Source organism: Nonomuraea aurantiaca (assembly GCF_020215705.1).
In the GTDB taxonomy this organism is placed as follows: Bacteria; Actinomycetota; Actinomycetes; order Streptosporangiales; family Streptosporangiaceae; genus Nonomuraea; species Nonomuraea aurantiaca.
This window is the reverse complement of sequence record NZ_JAIWNB010000001.1, coordinates 1,043,267-1,060,376: the sequence shown is the minus strand read 5'-3', so window position 1 is coordinate 1,060,376 and position 17,110 is coordinate 1,043,267. Positions and strand designations below refer to the sequence as shown.

Genomic DNA, 17,110 nt, shown 5'->3' with positions numbered 1-17,110 from the left:
CAGATCCCATCGCGGGGGTCTTTAACGGGACTTAGCCGATTATGAGTGAGGGGTGAGATTCCCGGGCAGTTCGACGATCGCGATCGCGCCGCCGCCGGGCGCGTTCTCCAGGCGTACCTTTCCGCCCGCCTCGGCCACGGCCTGCGCGACGATCGCCAGGCCGAGCCCGGAGCCGGGCAGGCCGCGCGCGGCCGGGGAACGCCAGAAGCGTTCGAAGACGTGCGGCAGGTCCTCTTCGGGGATGCCGGGCCCGTGATCGCGTACGGTCACCTCGCCCTGCCGCAGGCTGACCTGGACCTCGCCGTCCGGGCTGAACTTGGCGGCGTTGTCGATGAGGTTGAGTACGGCACGTTCCAAGGAGGCGGCGTTGCCGACGACGTACCAGGGCTGGAGGTCGAGCGTGACGTCGGCGCCGCGCAGCCTGGCCCGTTCGACGGCGGCGGTGACGACCTGGTGCAGGCCCAGCTCGACATGCGGCTCGTGGTCGGTGTCGCCGCGGGCGAGCTGGAGCAGGTCGCCGACGAGCGCGGTGAGCTCGGCGAACTGGGCCTTCACGTTGACCAGCAGGCGTTCCTTGGCACCGGGGTCCAGGCTGCGGCCCGTCTGCTCGCTGCGCAGCAGCAGGTCGATGTTGGTACGCAGGGTGGTCAGCGGGGTGCGCAGCTCGTGCCCGGCGTCGGCGACGAGTTGCTGCTGGCGCTCGCGCGACGCGGCCAGAGCGGTGATCACGGCGTTGAACGCCAGGCTCAGCCGGGCGATCTCGTCGCTGCCCTTGACGGGAATGGGGGTGTCGAGGTCCTCTGTCCGGGCGATGTGCTCAACGGCCTTGGTGAGGCGGCCGACGGGCGCCAGCGCCGTACGGGAGATGGCCAGGCCCGCCCATCCGGCGCCGAGCACGCCCAGAGCGGCGACGGCCGCCAGTGCGAACGCGGTGTTGCGCAACGTGTCCTGGAGGTGGAACAGCGGCCTGGCCTCCAGGACGGCCGCACCTGGCGCGAAGTTCACCGTCACGACGCGCACCGGCATGCCGTCCTTGGTGACGCCGTAGCGGTAGATCGGCCGGCCGGGGTGGGGGATGGCCGGCTTGTCCTCCTCGGTCACCACGATCGGCGAGCCCAGCGAGCAGGTCGTACCGTCCGCGTACAGCAACGTCACCAGGCCGGCGGCATATTCGGCGGGGGTTCCCTCCACCGAGCAATGGTCCCTCAGCCACCTCTGGTCCCCTTTGCCCTCGGGGTCCATGATGGTCTGGTCGAGCTGGCGGACCATCTGCTCGCGCACGATGAACCACGACAGTCCCGCGCAGGCCGCGATGGCCAGGGCCACGGCGACCGTGACGAGGAGGGTGAGCCGGGAGCGCAGGCTGTATCGCCTCACGGCGCGGCCCGCAGCGTGTAGCCCACCCCGCGGACGGTGTGGATCACCCGCGGTTCGCCGCCGGCCTCGGTCTTGCGGCGCAGGTACATCACGTACACGTCGAGCGAGTTGGACGTCGGCTCGAAGTCGAACCCCCACACCTCGCCCAGGATCTGCTCGCGGGTCAGCACCTGGCGCGGGTGCGTCAGGAACAGTTCCATCAGCAGGTATTCGGTCCTGGTCAGGTCCAGCCGCCGCTCGCCCCTGGTGACCTCGCGGGTGTCGGGGTCCATGCGCAGGTCGCCGTAGGTCAGCGTGACCTCCGGGACGGCGGAGTTGAGCGCGCCCCGCCGCAGCAGGGCGCGGACCCTGGCCAGCAGCTCGTCCAGCTCGAACGGCTTGACCAGGTAGTCGTCGGCGCCCGCGTCGAGTCCGGAGACCCGGTCGCCGACCGCGTCGCGCGCGGTCAGCATGAGCACGGGGATGTGGTTGCCCGTGGCCCTGAGCCGGCGGCAGGCGGTCAGCCCGTCGAGGCGCGGCATCATGACGTCGAGCAGCACCGCGTCGTACGTCTCGCGCGCCACCTGGTCGAGCGCGGCCTGCCCGTCGTTGGCGGTGACGACCTTGTAGCCCTCGAATTCCAGGCTCGACTGCAGCGCCTCGCGCAACGCGGGCTCGTCGTCCACCACCAGCAATCGTGCGGGCTCACTCATAATCTTTACGCTAAGGCCCCATCATGAGAACGCCATGAACGGTTCCGGGCTGTTTCATGAGTGCTATTGCAGCTACCACGTGACGGGCATGGCGTTCGCCCCAAAGATGACCTGACTGTACTTGAACGACACCTCCTCCTCGTCCACCGCGAGACGCAGCGACGGGATCCGCTCGAACAGCGTCCGGTAGGCGATCTCCAGCTCGGCCCTGGCCAGGTTCTGGCCGAGGCATTGGTGGACGCCGTAGCCGAAGGCGACGTGGTGGCGGGCGCCGCGGTCGATGTCGAAGTCGTCCGGCCGCTCGAAGGCCCGCTCGTCCCTGTTCGCCGAGGCGCCGAGCACGAAGATGCCCTCGCCCTTTTTGACGAGTTGCCCGCCGATCTCCTGGTCCTCGATGGCCACCCGGTCGAAGGCCGCCCAGTCGACGATCGACAGGTAGCGCAGCAGCTCCTCGATCGCCATCGGCCACAGTCCCGGGTCCTCGCGCAGCCTGGCCAGCTGGTCAGGGTGGCGCAGCAGGGTGAGGACGCCGAGCGGGATCATGTTGGCGGTGGTCTCGTGGCCCGCGACGAGCAGCAGCGAGATCATGCCGACGATCTCGTCGTGGCTCACCTCTCCCGCCGCGATCAGCCGCCCGAGCAGGTCGTCCTTGGGCTGCTTCTCGGCCTCGGTGACGAGGTCGTCGAGGTAGCTCTTGATCTCCAGGATCGCGGCGAAGCCCGTCTGCGGGTCCTCGGCCGACACCATCTTGCGGGTACGCGATTGGAAGAACTCGTGGTCGGCGTACGGCACACCGAGCAGCTGGCAGATGACCAGCGACGGCAGCGCCAGCCCGAAGTCGGCGACCAGCTCGGCCTCCGGGCCCTTGGCGAGCATGTCGTCGATGAGCAGGTCGGCGGTCCGCTGGATGCCGGGCCGCATCTCCTTGACGCGCCTGACGGTGAACTCGGGGATGAGCAGCCGCCTGAATCGGCCGTGCTCGGGCGGGTCCATGTCGATGAACTGGCCGACCCTGAACTGTTCTATGACCGCGCGCTGCTCCTCGGTGGGCTCCTCGGTGGATAAGGCGTTGTTCGGATGGCCAGGGGTGGCCGGGCTGGTGCTGATGCCTGGGCCGTTCAGCACCTGCCTGGCTTCGGCGTACCTGGTGACCAGCCAGACGTCGCCGTTGGGCAGCGACCTCCGTACGAGCGGCGCCTCCTCGCGCATCCGCTCGTACTCGGGCGGCGGCGCGTACGGACACGTGCGCGGGACAGGGAAGGAGGGGGTCATAGTCTTGCTCCCTACGAAGCCGGAATCGCATTGCTTACTTACGCGAAAGTAAGCAATGGAGGGGCCGGCCGTCAAGCGAACGGAGTGAAATGGCAGGGCGGCGGACCGATACACGTGAGCGGATCCAGCGGGTCGCGATGGAGCTGTTCGCCGAGCGGGGCTACGACAAGACCACGTTGCAGGAGGTCGCGGAGCGGCTGGAGATCACCCGGCCGGCGCTGTACTACCACTTCCGGACGAAAGAGGAGATCCTCTCCAGCATCGCCGACGGGTTCATCGCCTCGCTCGACGAGCTCGCGGAGTGGGCCCGTGCGCAGCCGGACACGTTCGAGGCCCGGCGGGAGATCCTGCGGCGGATCTCCGAGTTGCTGGAGGACAAGTGGCGTCCCCTGATGCGCTTCGCGCAGATGAACCAGGGGGCGTTCGCCCAGTCGTCGGTGGGCGACCGGATGCAGGACCGCATTGTCACACTGGTGTCGGTGCTGAGCAGGCCGGGGGCCGACGCGATCATGCAGTTCGAGGCGCGGCTGGCGGTGTTCGCGCTGATCCTGGGCGGGGTGCCGGAGGTGTTCGGCATGGACCTGCCGCCGTCCGAGCTGGCCTCCACCGCCATGACCGTGGCGGTCCGGCTGGTCTCGGACCACGAGCCCTCAGGTCAGTAGGGCCATCGCCGCGTTGTGGCCGGCGATGCCGCTGACGCCGCCGCCCCGCCGGGCGCCGGCGCCACACAGCAGGATCCGCTCGTGCCCGGTCTCCACCCCCCAGCCGCCTTCCTCCGCGTACGGCCAGCTCAGGTCGCGGTGGAAGATGTGGCCGCCGGGCAGGCCCGCCTCGTTCTCCAGGTCCACCGGCGACTTGGCCTCGACGCAGAGTGTGCCGTCGGGGGCCCGCAGGATGCAGTCCTCGATGGGCTCGGCCAGCACGCTGTCGATGGAGGCCAGGGTGGCCCTGAGCGCCTCGTCCCGCGCCTTGTCCGGATCTTCGCGGAACAGCCGGGCGGGCATGTGCAGCCCGAACAGCGTCAGCGTCTCCGCCCGGCCCCGCAGCTCGGGGCCGAGGATCGACGGGTCGGTCAGGGAGTGGCAGTAGACCTCGGCGGGCGGCAGGTCGGGGATCCGGCCCGCCGCCGCCTGCGCGTGGGCCCGGGCCAGCTGGTCGCGGCCCTCGTTGATGTGGAACGTACCGCTGAAGGCCGCGCGCGGGTCCACCGAGTCGTCCTTGAGCCGCGGCAGCCTGCTCAGCACCATGTTGACCTTCAGCTGGGCGCCCTCGGGCAGCTCCGGCGTCGCGCCGAGCAGCCGGTCGAGCACGGCCGGCGGCAGGTTGGCCAGTACGTGCCGTCCCGTGACCGTGTGCTCGCCGTCGTCCGCGCGGAAGGCCACCTCGCCCGATGGGGAGATCCCGATGATCTCCGCACCGGTTCTGATCTCGGCGCCCGCCTGTCTGGCGGCCGCTTCGAGCGCCCCCGACACCGCGCCCATCCCGCCGACCGGCACGTTCCAGTCGCCCGTCCCGTCGCCGATCACGTGGTAGAGGAAGCACCGGTTGGCCAGCAGGTCCGCGGCGGGGTCGGCGAACGTCCCGATCAGCGCGTCGGTCAGCACCACGCCGCGCACGGTGTCGTCACCGAACCGCTCGTCCACCGCCTGCCCGATCGGCCGCTGGAACAGCTCCCGCCACGCCTCCGCGCCCACCAGGCGCTCGATCTCGGCGGGGGTACGCAGGGGTTCGAGCAGCGTGGGCGCCAGGAGCCGGGCCACCTCGGCGGTCAGGCCGTAGAACTCCCGCCACGCCCGGTGGTCGGCGTCGCCTCCGGTGACGGTTCTGAACGAGGCGGCGGTCGCGCCTTCGTCGCCGTCGTCCACGAGCAGGCCGGTGTCGCCGTGGGGCGTGTAGGAGGAGTAGCGGCGCCGGCGCAGGTCGAGGCGGAGCCCCAGGTCGCGGACGATCTCGGTGGGGAGGAGGCTGACCAGGTAGGAGTAGCGCGACAGCCGTACGTCCACGCCGGGGAAGGGCCGCGCGGAGATCGCCAGGCCGCCGACGTACCCGAGCCGCTCCAGCACCAGCACCCGCCGCCCGGCCCGCGCCAGGTACGCGGCCGCCACCAGCCCGTTGTGCCCGCCACCCGCGACAACGACGTCATAGGACCCCATACCGGCACCATACCTAGTGATCGCTCTCGTAGAGTCCGGGGCATGACGAGTGAGCACCCGGCCTGCGTCACCAGAGGCGGACGCCCGGCCTACGTGGTGAATGTCGAGATCTTCCTCCAACGAGAACGAGACGGCCGCTGGCTGCTCATCAAGCGCGGGGAGGGGGAGGCTCACGCGCCGGGCGTCCTCAGCGGCATCGGCGGCAAGGTCGAGGGCGACGGCATCGGCGCGGCCGTCCTGGAGGAGACCGCCCGCCGGGAGGTCGCCGAGGAGGTCGGCGTCGACATCACCGGAGTCGGGCTCTCCTACGTGGAGAGCGCGTTCTTCGTGACCGACGACGGCGACCCGGTGATCAACGTGGTGTTCTCGGGATCGCTGCCCGCCGACGCCCGCCCCTTCGCCGCCGCGGCCGATGAGGTGGCCGGGCTGGTCTGGCTCACGCTCGCGGAGGCGGAGGAGGACCCGAACTGCCCGCCGTGGATCCTCCGTACCATGCGCAAGCTCTAGGTCCGTGAGACGACGTCGGCCAGTGGGGTCGCGTGGTGGCCGGTCAGGCGAGGGATGGCGTCACTGACCGCGTCGAGCTCGCCGTTGGCGATGGCGGTGTAGGTGGAGACCCAGGCGTCGAGCTGCCAGTCCGGGGCTCCGTAGGAGGCGCGGGACCGGTAGGCCTCTTCCACGCTCTCGGGGTGGTACGTGATGGCGCGCCCTGTGGCCCGCGACAGGATCGCGGCGACGTCGGCGAGGGTGAGCGGTTGCGGGCCGGTCAGGTCGTAGGTGGCTCCGGCGTGCTCAGGGGCATGGAGCAGCACAGTGGTGGCGGCGTCGGCGATGTCATCCTGCGCGACGACCGCGGCTCGCCCCTGTCCGCCCGGACCGCGGATGACGTCGTCGTCGCCGACCAGGGCCGGCGTGAAGTCGGCGTAGAGGTTGTCGCGCAGGAAGGTGAAGGCCAGGCCACTGGCGCGGATGTGCTGTTCGGTGGCCCAGTGGTCGCGGGCCAGGGTGAACGTGGCATCGGGGGCGGCGCCGTAGAACGAGATGTAGACGAGGTGGGTGACCCCGGCCTCGGCAGCGGCGTCGACGAAGGTGCGGTGCTGCTGGAGGCGTTCGGGGGTTTCCGAGGCCGACACCATCAGGACCCGGTCGACGCCGTGCAGTGCCCGCAGGACGGCGTCGCGGTCACCGAAACCGCCGCGGACTGCGGTGGCGCCCGCCAGCTGCGGGGCGCGGTCCAGGTCGCGTACCACCATGGTCTGCGGGATACCGGCGGCGGCGAGCCGCCGGACGACGCGCCCGCCGAGGCGGCCGGTGGCGCCGGTCACGGCGATCCTCGCGCTGGACTGGCTGATCATGGATGGGCCCTTTCTGGTGAAGCGCGTTGATTATGGACGGCTGGCGATCGCCAGGAGGGTGGCGGCCGGGGCGGCGAGTGAGCGGCCGCGGCGCCACACCGCGCGCAGGCTCCTGACCAGGTTGATCCCGGCCAGCGGCACCTCCACCAGCCGGCCCGTGGCCACCTCCGCCTCCACGGCGTACCCGCTGAGCACCGCGGGCGCCGCCCCGGCCTGGGCGGCGCCCTTGACGGCCGAGTTCGAGCCCAGCTCCAGTCGCGGGCTGGCCCGGTGCAGGCTCCTGAACGCCACGTCCAGCGTCTCCCGCGTGCCCGAGCCGGGTTCGCGGACGACGAGCGGGGTGGCGGCCAGCTCCGCCCCCATCAGCGCGGTACGGCGCCGCGCCCAGGCGTGCCCCGGCGCCACCACGACCACCAGCCGGTCGGTGCCCACCACCCGGCTGGCCAGCCCCTCGGGCACGCTCGGCCCCTCGACGAAGCCCAGCTCCACCTCCTCGGCCAGGACCCGGGCGGCGACGTCGGCGGAGTTCACCACGTCGAGGCCGACCTGGACGTCAGGCTCCCGGTTCTGCAGCTCGCCCAGCCAGCGCGGCACCAGGTACTCGGCCACCGTCATGCTCGCCGCCACCCGCAGATGAGCCGCCTCGCTGTGCCGTACCGCCTGGGCGGCGCGCATCAGCTCGTGGGCGGCGGCCAGCACCTGCGCGGCCCAGCCCGCCACCATCTTGCCCTCGGCGGTCAGCGTGGACCCGCGCGGCGTACGCTCCAGCAGCGGCAGGCCCAGCCGGCGCTCCAGGTGCGCGATCCGCTTGCTGGCCGACGGCTGGGCGATGCCCGCGACCTTGGCCGCCTGCCCGAGGCTGCCCAGCTCGCCCACGTCGACCAGGAGCTTGAGCGAGTCGAGATCCGGCAGCGTACTCATAGCCCAAGGCTATGACCTACCAGGCAACGCGTGGCTACCGAGCCCTCTCGGCGCTCAGAAGACTGGGATCATGTACTCCACCGCGCGTGTGCCGCAAGATCGTCCGCCTGTTGATCGTCTGCGCGACGATCGTCTGCCTGGGGTCGGCGCGGCGGCGCTGGCGGTGGTGTTCGCGCTGGTCGTGAACCGGTTCGTGCCCGTGCTCAGCCCCGCGGCCGTCGCCGTGGTGTCGGGCGCGGCCCTGGCGAACCTGGTGGGCGTCGGCGAGCGGCTCAAGCCCGGTCTGCGGTTCGTGGCCAAGCGGGTGCTGCGCATCGCGATCGTGCTGCTCGGCCTGCAGATCGCGGTGCCGCAGGTGCTGGCGCTGGGCTGGCGGACGGTGGCCGTCGTGGTGGTGGCGACCGGCGTCACGTTCACCGTCACTCCGCTGATCGGCCGCCGCCTCGGCCTCACGCCGGGCACGTCGCTGCTGGTCGCCACCGGCGTGTCGATCTGCGGAGCCGCCGCGATCGCGGCCATGCGGGAAAGTACCGACGGCTCCTCCGACGAGGACGCGGCCGGTGCGCTCAGCGTGGTGGTCCTGTACGGCACCGCCGCCATCGCCGTGGTGCCGCTGGCGGCGTCCTGGCTCGGGCTGTCGGCGACGCAGCTGGGGGTGTGGGCCGGGGCGGCGGTGCACGAGGTGGCCCAGGTGGCCGCGATCGGGGCCGCCTCGGGCGTGCTGGCCACCGCCGTCACGGTCAAGCTGGGCCGCGTCATCCTGCTCGCCCCGATCGTCGCCCTGACCTCGTACCGCCACCGCGTTGACTCCCCCGGCCGGTCCAAGCGCCCGCCGGTCATCCCGCTGTTCGTGGCCGGTTTCCTGGCGATGGTCGCGCTCCGCAGCAGCGGCCTGGTCCCCGCGGCCGTGACCACCGCGATCCCCCAGGTCACGAACGTCCTCATGGCCGCGGCCCTGTTCGGCCTCGGTACGGGGATCGACGCCCGCGCGCTGATCAAGGGCGGGCGCGTGCTGCTGCTCGGCGCCATCGCCACCGGCATGATCGGGGCCATCTCGCTCGCGGGTGTCATGCTGCTCGTGTGATCACCGGCGGACGCCCTCCTTCGTAACGTGCTTATCCGGAACAAACTTCGTAAAATAGACCGTTCCACCAAGCCGTTCTACGAAGGAGTACGAAACCCACATGCGCCGCGCCGCCGACCCCATCCTCCGGCCCTCCGACGAGGTCGCCGAAGCCCTTGCCACCGGCGCTCCGGTCGTGGCCCTGGAGTCCACGATCATCTCGCACGGCCTGCCGCAGCCGCGCAATCTGGCGGTCGCCCGGGAGCTGGAGGACATCGTCAGGGCGGCGGGTGCCGTACCGGCCACGATCGCGGTGCTCGACGGCGTCGCCCGCGTCGGCCTGGACGAGGTGGAGCTCGAACGCGTCGCGACCGAGTCGGGCCTGCGCAAGCTGGGCCAGCGCGACCTGCCGGTGGCGGCGGCGCTGAAGGCGAGCGGCGCGACGACCGTGTCGGCCACGTCGTTCCTGGCCGCCCGCGCGGGCATCCGGATCTTCGCCACCGGCGGGCTCGGCGGCGTGCACCGGGGCTGGACCCAGGCGCAGGACGAGTCGGCCGACCTCGACACGCTCGCGCGTACCCGCATCACCGTCGTGTGCGCCGGGGTCAAGTCGATCCTGGACGTGCCCTCGACCCTCCAGCGCCTCGAGACGCGCGGCGTGACCGTGGCGGGATACCGTACGGACACCTTCCCCGGCTTCTACCTGCACTCCTCCGGCGAGCCGATCGACTGGCGGATCGAGTCGGCCGACGAGGCCGCGGCCATCATGCGCGGACAGGACGCCTTCGGCGGGCAGGAGACCGCGCTGATCGTCGCCAGCCCCATCCCGGTGGACCAGCAACTCGATCCGGCGCTGCACGACCGCGTGCTGAGCGAGGCGCTGGCCGCCGCCGACCACGAGGGCGTGAGCGGGCAGAAGATCACCCCGTTCCTGCTCGGCTACCTGGTACGCGGCACCGGCGGCGCCTCCCTTGAGGCGAACCTGGCCGCGGTCCGCGGCAACGTCGCCCTCGCGGCCCAGATCGCGCTCGCCTGGTCACGGGCGTGAGCGGCGGCGGCCTCCTCGTCATCGGCGACGTCGTCACCGATGTGGTGGCCCTGCACGACACTCCGGTCATGTCGGGCACCGACACGGCCGCCGACATCGTGCTCCGTCCCGGCGGCTCTGGCGCGAACACCGCCTCCTGGGCCGCCCACCTGGGCGCCGACGTACGGCTGCTGGCCCGGCTCGGCTACGACAGCAGCGAGTGGCACACCGCCGAACTGCGCAAGACCGGGGTACGCCCGCACGTACGCGTCGACCCGGACCATCCCACGGCGATCGTGATCGCCATGGTGGACCGGACCGGCGAACGCTCGTTCCTCACCAACCGGGGCGCGGGCGGCCGGATCTCCGCCGAGGACTGGGACGGCTCGCTGCTCGACGGCGTGGGCCGCCTGCACCTGTCCGGCTACACGCTCTTCGCGGAGGCGGGGCTGGCGCTGGCCAGGCTCGCCATGGCCGAGGCCCGCGCCGCCGGGGTGACCGTCAGCATGGATCCCGCATCGACCGGCTTCCTGCGTGAGTTCGGCGTCGATCGCTTCCTGCGCGAATCCGCCCCCGCCCATCTCATCATCCCCAACCGGGACGAGGCCCTCCTGCTCGCCGGAGCACGGACGCCCGAGCGAGCCGCCGAACTTCTCAGCGAGAGGTACGGCACCGCGATCGTCAAGCTGGGACCCCAGGGCGCTCTGGCGGCCACGGAGGGCACCGTGACGGCAGTGACAGCGGGGGTTCCAGCCGAGGTCGTGGACTCGACGGGGGCGGGCGATGCGTTCGCTGCGGGATATCTCACAGCGAGGTTGAACGGCGCCGGTGAAGGGCAGTCTTTGGACGCCGGATGCCGGGCCGGAGCCGAGTGCGTGGCCCTGGTGGGCGGTCGGCCACGGTACGGTTTGGAGCTGAACCTTCTTTACCCTATTCACACCGATTGATAGCTTGCCGCGTAGGCTGCACCAAGAACCACATGCGTATTGAGTGGCATCACGCGGCTCACTGGGGAGGATAAGGTCCGCCGATGGAAGTCGAGTCATCGATCTGCCTGAGCGACCTGGTCCCTGCCTTGCGCTGGAGCCGTCCCCAGCAAGTCGCGGAGGCGCTGGGCGATCCGCGCCTGCCCGCCGGGTGGTGGTCGTCCGTCGCCCTGTCGAGGGCGCTCGGCACGACCGGACTCGACTGGATCTGCGACCGGCTCGCCCTGCTGGCCTCGGCCCGCTGGGACCACCTGGCGCTCTCGGACGTGCTGCCCGCGCTGACCGTGCACCCCATCGACCCGGCGCTGCCCGGCTGGCCGGAGGCCACCAGGACGGCGATCACCGGTCTGGGAGGCTGGCAGCGGTTGCGCCGCCTGTCGCCCGGCGACCTGGGCACGCCGTCGGCCACGCCTGAAGTGGTGATCGGCTCGGTGTTCCGCGAGGTGCTCAGCCGCATCCCGGTCCAACGCGAACCCGGCCAGTCCGCGACCCAGCCCGCACCGCAGGGTCATCCGGCACAGACCCGGCCGGGTCAGCCCGTCCATCCCGGCCAGGGCCAGCCCGCCGCCCAGCCGGCACAGGGCCAGCAGCCGGGACAACCGGGGCAGGGCCATCCAGAGGTGACCCGCCCGCTTCAGCGCGGCACGGTCCCCGGGCAGCGCGACGGAGGACCGAGCCAGAGCCCGACGCACACCGGCCCGCTGCCCGTCGCCCAGGACAACGGCGGCTCTCCCCGCCAGACCGGCTCCTTTCCCGTCCAGGGAAGCCCGCAGTCGGGTTCCTTCCCCGGTCAAGGTGGGCCGCAGACCGGCTCCTTCGCCGCTCTGGGCGGGGGCGCCCGCCAGCCCGGCTCGTCTCCAGCACCGGGCGGACCCTCTCAGACCGGCTCGTTCCCGGCGCAGAACGAGGGCGCCCAGTCGCCGACGGCCGGCCGGCAGCCCTTGTCCGCTCCGCAACCTCAGTCCGGCCCCCAGGGCGCCCGCCAGGACACGAACTCCCCCGGCGCCAATCCGCCGCCCGGCACCGACCGGCAGGGCGGCCTCTTCCCCGGCACCAATGCCCCGGGTTCCGGCCAGCAGGGCGGCAACCAGCAGGGCGGCGGTCAGCAGGGCACCGGTCAGCAGGGCACCGGTCAGCAGGGCAGCGGTCAGCAGGGCAGCGGGCAGCAGGGCGGCGGCTTCCCGAACACCGGCCTCCCGGCCGCCAACGCTCCAGGCACCGGCCTTCCGGGCGTTTCGGGAACCGGGCATACAGGCGTCAACGTCCACGGCAACGCCGACCCCGAGCGCACCGGCCCGCACACCGGTCCCCAGTCCACCGTCAGCCCGCACACGGGCCCGCACCCCACTGCCGCCGGTCCGCACACAGGCCCACACCCGACCGCCGCTGGTCCGCACACCGGTCCGCACTCCACCGTCGGCCCTCAGGCCGGTACGCCGCCCACCGGCGGCCAGTTGCCGCCCAGCCCCCAGTCCGCTACCGACCGTTCTGGTGGAACAGCCCAACCAGGCTCCCAGCCCGGCTCCCTCCCGGGCGCCGACCGCCTCCCCGGCAGAACGCCCCACACCGGACCACGCCCCGCCACCGGACCGCTCACGGGCAACGGAACGCCCGCGGGCAACGGCTCCGTCACAGGCACCGGCTCCTTCCCTGCGGTCGGCTCCGTCACAGGCACCGGCTCGTTCCCCGCGGTCGGGCCGCTCGCGGGCACCGGAACACCCGCAGGCAACGGATCATCCGCCGGAACCGGCGCGGGATCGCATCCCGGAGGCGCCTTCCCAGGCGACCTGGGCGCCCCGCCCCGCACCCCGATCGCGGACACGCACACCGGCGACGTCTCTCTCCCGGTGACAGGCGTTCCGGGCCTCGGCGGCGCGTACGACACACCGCCGCCGGTCGGTAGCGCCACCCCGGCGACGCCCGCGCCCTCCGAGACCGACCACGCCATGGTCCGGGTCGTCGACAGCCTGTTCCGCAGCCTGGACAAGCTGGCGCTCGCGGTGGCCGTACACCGCCTGTTCGCCGAAGACCCCGTCAGCCTGCGTACGCTCGCCCACAAGATGCTCGTCGACCGGGACGCGCTCTCCCAGGCGCAGCGGACGGCGGAGGAGCGCGTGCTGCACTGGCTGCGTTCGTCGGAGTCGGCGCCGGTCACCGGGCACATGTTCCGGCTGACGGAGTGGCTCGGCGCGGCCGCCACGCAGGACCAGCTCATCGGCGCCGACCCCGCGCACCCGGTGATGGTGCCGTCGCTGCGCACACCGCTCTGGCGGGTGCTCGTGACGCTCATGCCCGACCGCCGCCTCCAGGACGGCTGGCTGGTGGTGGGCGACCTCCACGGCCTGCAGGCCCGTACCAGGCAACTGCTGGCCAGTCAGCCCGCAGACACCGACGTGGTGGAGCTGCTCAGCGAGCTGGGCATCCGCGCGCACTCGGCCAAGGCGTGGCTCGACGCGCTGCCGGACACGTCGGACCCGGTGGCGTCCGCCCCCTCACCGGCCCAGCCGCTCCCCCGCCGTACCCCCGGAGCCAACGGCCACCACCACAGGGGCGGTCAGCCCATCCCCTCGGCCGAGAACAACGCCATCGACCCTTCGGCGGCCCTCGCCACGCTCTCCGCCCTTTCGGGCGGCCGGTCCGGCATGCTGCCCCCCACGCTCGCGGGCACTCCCGCCACCCCACCGCCGCCGCTGCCGAGCCCGTCGTCGGACCCGCGCCGCTGGCAGCGCATCGAGGTCACCAACGAGCACCTCCGGGGCGGCCCGGTCCCGGTGCCGGAGGGGTACGCCACGCAGCTCGGCATGCGCCCCGGCACCCTCCTGTCGGTGACCGGGCCGGGCGACAACGCGATCGTCCTGGTCTGGCAGGGTCACCAGCCGGTCTTCGACTCGCTCCAACCGGTCCTCATGCGCCTCAACGCCCGCCCCGGCGACCAGGTCTATGTCACGGTCGACGGCTACCGCCTGGAAGCCCAGCTCACCGGCTGACCACAACCGCACGGACACCGCTCGACCCCAGAGGCCAAGCGGCAACCCGCGCCTTGGTGACGGGGTCGAGCATTCCTCGGGGGCAGGCGCAGGCGCCGGACCGTGCAGCCGGTCAGTCGTCGGCGAAGAGGCGGATCCGATGGGCCACCGCGGATGCCTCGCCGCGGGAGGCGACGCCCAGTTTGGCCAGGATGTTGGAGACGTGCACGCTCACGGTCTTGACCGAGATGAACAGCTCCCCCGCGATCTCCCGGTTGCTGTGCCCCTCGGCCACGTGCCGCAGCACCTCCAGCTCGCGCGCCGTCAGCCCCAACGGCAGCCCGTCGGGCACCGGGTCGTCGGCCACGGCGACCCGGCCCCGCCGCGCGAACGCGTCCAGCCGCTCGACCAACGGCGCCGCACCGAGGTGCTCGGCCAGCTCACGGGCTCTCGCCAGTCTGACCCCCGCCCCCTGCCGATCACCGGCCTCCAGCGCCGCACGGGCGGCACCCTCCAGGGTCCAGGCTTCGGAGTAGGGCTCCCGCAACCCCGCCCAAGCCGCCACCGCCGCGTCCCACGCCTTGAGCCGCCAGGCCGCGTCATCGAGACCGGCCACGGAATCAGCCGCGGATCCGACACCAGACCCGGAGCCCAGCTCCGATCCGGCACCCGACTCAGGACCAGACCCCAAACCCAGCTCGGACTCGGACAGCCCCGTCAAGGCCATGAACGTGAGCCGGTACGCCTCCTGGCTGTCGCCCTCAGCCTCGAGCCGCCCCGCGACCGACCGCAGCTCCCCCACAAGATCCCCGCCCAGCTGCGCGATCACCACCAGCAGCGGCCAGGCGTAACGCGGGCTGGCCAGCAGATCCTGCTCACGCAGCGTCCGGGCCGCCGCCTCCCGCGCCTCGTCCAGGCGCCCCCGCGCCATCAGGAGCTCGACCTCCCTGCAGGCGTGCGGCAGCACGCTCTGGTCGCGGAACCGCCCGCGCGCCAGCACGCTGCGTGAGGCCGCGAACAGCTCCTCGGCCCGATCGACCCGCCCGCGCGCGAGCGCGATGTCGGAGGCCAACCCCTGCAGGCTGGCCCGGTAGGGCGGCGGCGGCATGAGCTCCAGGGCGTGCTCGATCACCTTCAGCGCCTCGTCCCAGCGCCCGAGCGACCACAGCGGCTCCGCCAGGTTGATCGACAGGAACGTGCCCGACGTGCGCGCCACGCCGTAGCGTTCGGCCTCGGCGATGCCGTCGCGGGCGACCTGCGCGGCGCGTTCGTGCCGGCCGGCGCCCTCCAGCAGGTCGGACTCGGAGATGGCGCAGCGCAGCATCGCGTTGTAGGCGTCGGCCGCGGCCGCGATGCGGCGCGCTTCGGCGAACCCGTCCAGGTAGGCGTCGATGTCGGAGAACTTGCACCGTGCCCAGGTCAGGCTGATCAGCGCGTGCGCCTCGGTGTTGGCGTCGCCCACCTCGTGGCCGATCTCCATGGCCAGCCGGGCCGTCGAGATCTTCTCCTGCCAGTCGTCGTAGAGCATGCGCGCCAAGCTCTCCAGCACCTGCGCCCGCAGCTTGCTGGGCTTGTCGGCGGGCACCAGCGACGCCGCCCTACGCAGGTCGTCGACATGGCCGGGCCGGCTGAGGTCGTAGCCAGTGAGACCGCGCTGGCGCAGCAGCCTGGCGGCCCTGGCCGGCTCGGCCGTCTCGTCGATCTCGGCGAGCCCGGCGGTGGCCAGGGCGATCGCGCGTTCGTACTCGCCCGCCAGGTGGGCGACCGTGGCCGTCTGCCTGAGCACGTCGACGTGGTCGGTGCCGATGCGCTCCGCGGCGTCGGGCACCTGATCCCACAGCTCCAGCACCCGCGACAGCATCCTGAGCTGCTCGTCGTAGGCGGCGGAGCGGCGGGCGGCGGCCGCGGCGTGCCAGGCGCTGATCAACGCCCACGTGGTGTCGTGGGCGGCGTGCCAGTGGTGGGCCAGCTCGATCGCGCCGCGCGGGACGGGCAGGATCGACAGGTCGCGCTCCAGCGCCTCGGCGAAGCGCGTGTGCAGGCGGGTGTGCTCGCCCGGCAGCAGGTCGTCGTGGAGCGCCTCGCGGATCAGCGCGTGCCTGAAGGAGTAGCCCTCGCCGTCGACGACCAGCACGTTGCCGGCCACGGCGGGCCGCAACGCGTTGGACAGCGCCACGTCGTCGCGCCCGGCGACGGCGGACAGCAGGTCGTGCTCGATGCGCTGGCCGCCCGCGCTGGCCACGCGGAGCAGCTCCTGGGTCTCGTCGGGCAGCCGCTCGACGCCGGCGAGCAGCAGGTCGCGCAGCGACTCAGGCAGCGCCTCACCGCCGCCGGACTCGCTGAGCAGCGCCTCGACGAACAGCGGGTTGCCCTCGCTGCGCGCGTAGATCAGGTCCATGTCGGGGCCGGACGGCTCGCGCTCCAGGATGCTCGCCGCCTGCTCGACGACCTCCCTGCGGGTGAGCCTGCGCAGCTCCAGCCTGGCCACCCAGTCGACCCGGCCCAGCTCGGCCAGCAGCGGGCGCAGCGGGTGGGTGCGGTGCAGCTCGTCGGCACGGTAGGTGACGACGATTAGCAGCCGTACGCCGGAGCGCTGGTAGCGGACCAGGAACGAGAGCAGGTCGCGGGTGGAGCGGTCGGCCCAGTGGGCGTCCTCGATGACCAGAACGACCGGCTGGTCTTCCGCCAGCCGCTCCAGCAGGCCGAGCAGCTGCTCGAAGAGCCGGGCGCGGGCCTCGGAGCCGTCACCGTCGGGCTCGCCGAACTCGGGCAGCAGCCGGGCCAGCCCGCGCGTGGTGCCGCCGGGCACGAGCGCCGCGACGCCGTCGCGGCCGAGCTCGCGCACCAGGCCGCGCAGCACCGCGGTGAAGGGGGCGAACGGCAGGCCCTCGGTGCCGAGCTCCAGGCAGCCGCCGACGAGCACCATCGCCTCGCCCGCCCGGTCGGCGAACTCCCTGACCAGCCGTGTCTTGCCGACGCCCGCCTCGCCGCCGACCAGCACGGTGGACGTCGCGCCGGTCCGGGCGCCGGCCAGCGCCCGCTCGAGCGCGCTCAGCTCGCCGGCGCGGCCGACGAAAAGCGGGCTCACCGCGTGGATGCTCACGCCCCAAGAATGCCATCCGGCGGCGACAGAAACGGCCCCGGGCTGATCACCAGTACAGGTGCCGCGTTCGCTGACGCGCCTCAGGCGCGATTCTCCCAGAACAACCTTTCGTCCTTGTCCGGATCGTTGACGATCCCGCACTCGGCGTCGAGCTCGGCACCCTGGTACGTGCGACTCAGCTCCCTGCGCAGGCCG

13 protein-coding genes are annotated in these 17,110 nt (G+C 72.4%); 6 read left to right on the top strand and 7 right to left on the bottom strand.

Annotated elements, in window-relative coordinates; genetic code table 11:
- Positions 1 to 39: 39 nt before the first annotated feature.
- From LDL49_RS04825 to LDL49_RS04815, 3 genes are all read right to left on the bottom strand, one after another.
- Positions 40 to 1,377 (bottom strand): sensor histidine kinase, encoded by a 1,338-nt coding sequence (locus LDL49_RS04825; protein ID WP_225289655.1) that lies wholly within the window; start codon positions 1,375 to 1,377, stop codon positions 40 to 42.
- Positions 1,374 to 2,069: a response regulator transcription factor gene (locus LDL49_RS04820; protein WP_225289654.1), complete on the bottom strand. Its 696-nt coding sequence runs from the start codon at positions 2,067 to 2,069 to the stop codon at positions 1,374 to 1,376. Before LDL49_RS04820 ends, LDL49_RS04825 begins: the two co-directional genes overlap by 4 nt.
- Before the next feature lie 72 nt (positions 2,070 to 2,141).
- Positions 2,142 to 3,341, bottom strand: coding sequence for a cytochrome P450 (locus tag LDL49_RS04815; protein ID WP_225289653.1), 1,200 nt, complete (start codon positions 3,339 to 3,341; stop codon positions 2,142 to 2,144).
- Between the two features lie 89 nt (positions 3,342 to 3,430).
- Here LDL49_RS04815 and LDL49_RS04810 point away from each other — a divergent pair, with 89 nt between their 5' ends.
- Complete coding sequence (locus tag LDL49_RS04810; RefSeq protein ID WP_225289652.1) at positions 3,431 to 4,003, top strand: TetR/AcrR family transcriptional regulator; 573 nt, start codon at positions 3,431 to 3,433, stop codon at positions 4,001 to 4,003.
- Here LDL49_RS04810 and LDL49_RS04805 read toward each other — a convergent pair.
- A complete protein-coding gene (locus tag LDL49_RS04805) occupies positions 3,992 to 5,494 on the bottom strand; it encodes a phytoene desaturase family protein (RefSeq protein WP_225289651.1) in 1,503 nt (500 codons plus the stop codon). The genes LDL49_RS04810 and LDL49_RS04805 overlap by 12 nt on opposite strands.
- Positions 5,495 to 5,536: 42 nt before the next feature.
- On the opposite strand from LDL49_RS04805, the gene LDL49_RS04800 reads away from it, so the two are divergent.
- The gene (locus tag LDL49_RS04800) at positions 5,537 to 6,001 is read left to right on the top strand and encodes an NUDIX hydrolase (protein ID WP_225289650.1); all 465 of its coding nucleotides are present in this window, start codon (positions 5,537 to 5,539) and stop codon (positions 5,999 to 6,001) included.
- Here LDL49_RS04800 and LDL49_RS04795 read toward each other — a convergent pair.
- Positions 5,998 to 6,849 carry an SDR family oxidoreductase gene (locus LDL49_RS04795; protein WP_225289649.1) on the bottom strand — a complete coding sequence of 284 codons (852 nt, stop codon included), beginning with the start codon at positions 6,847 to 6,849 and terminating at the stop codon, positions 5,998 to 6,000. The genes LDL49_RS04800 and LDL49_RS04795 overlap by 4 nt on opposite strands.
- Positions 6,850 to 6,879: 30 nt before the next feature.
- Positions 6,880 to 7,770, bottom strand: a complete 891-nt coding sequence (locus LDL49_RS04790; protein ID WP_225289648.1) for a LysR substrate-binding domain-containing protein — start codon at positions 7,768 to 7,770, stop codon at positions 6,880 to 6,882.
- A 70-nt stretch (positions 7,771 to 7,840) separates the two neighbouring features.
- On the opposite strand from LDL49_RS04790, the gene LDL49_RS04785 reads away from it, so the two are divergent.
- The 4 genes from LDL49_RS04785 to LDL49_RS04770 all read left to right on the top strand — a co-directional run bounded on the left by LDL49_RS04785 (position 7,841) and on the right by LDL49_RS04770 (position 13,833).
- Entirely contained in the window at positions 7,841 to 8,854 is a 1,014-nt protein-coding gene (locus LDL49_RS04785; RefSeq protein WP_225289647.1) for a YeiH family protein, read from the top strand.
- A gap of 100 nt (positions 8,855 to 8,954) precedes the next feature.
- Positions 8,955 to 9,881 carry a pseudouridine-5'-phosphate glycosidase gene (locus LDL49_RS04780; protein WP_225289646.1) on the top strand — a complete coding sequence of 309 codons (927 nt, stop codon included), beginning with the start codon at positions 8,955 to 8,957 and terminating at the stop codon, positions 9,879 to 9,881.
- Positions 9,878 to 10,807, top strand: coding sequence for a carbohydrate kinase family protein (locus tag LDL49_RS04775; protein WP_225289645.1), 930 nt, complete (start codon positions 9,878 to 9,880; stop codon positions 10,805 to 10,807). The genes LDL49_RS04780 and LDL49_RS04775 overlap by 4 nt, the downstream gene beginning before the upstream one ends.
- 83 nt (positions 10,808 to 10,890) lie before the next feature.
- Positions 10,891 to 13,833: a hypothetical protein gene (locus tag LDL49_RS04770; protein ID WP_225289644.1), complete on the top strand. Its 2,943-nt coding sequence runs from the start codon at positions 10,891 to 10,893 to the stop codon at positions 13,831 to 13,833.
- 112 nt (positions 13,834 to 13,945) lie between these two features.
- On the opposite strand, the gene LDL49_RS04760 is transcribed toward LDL49_RS04770, so the two are convergent.
- Positions 13,946 to 16,915 (bottom strand): helix-turn-helix transcriptional regulator, encoded by a 2,970-nt coding sequence (locus LDL49_RS04760; RefSeq protein ID WP_308016068.1) that lies wholly within the window; start codon positions 16,913 to 16,915, stop codon positions 13,946 to 13,948.
- Between the last annotated feature and the right edge of the window lie 195 nt (positions 16,916 to 17,110).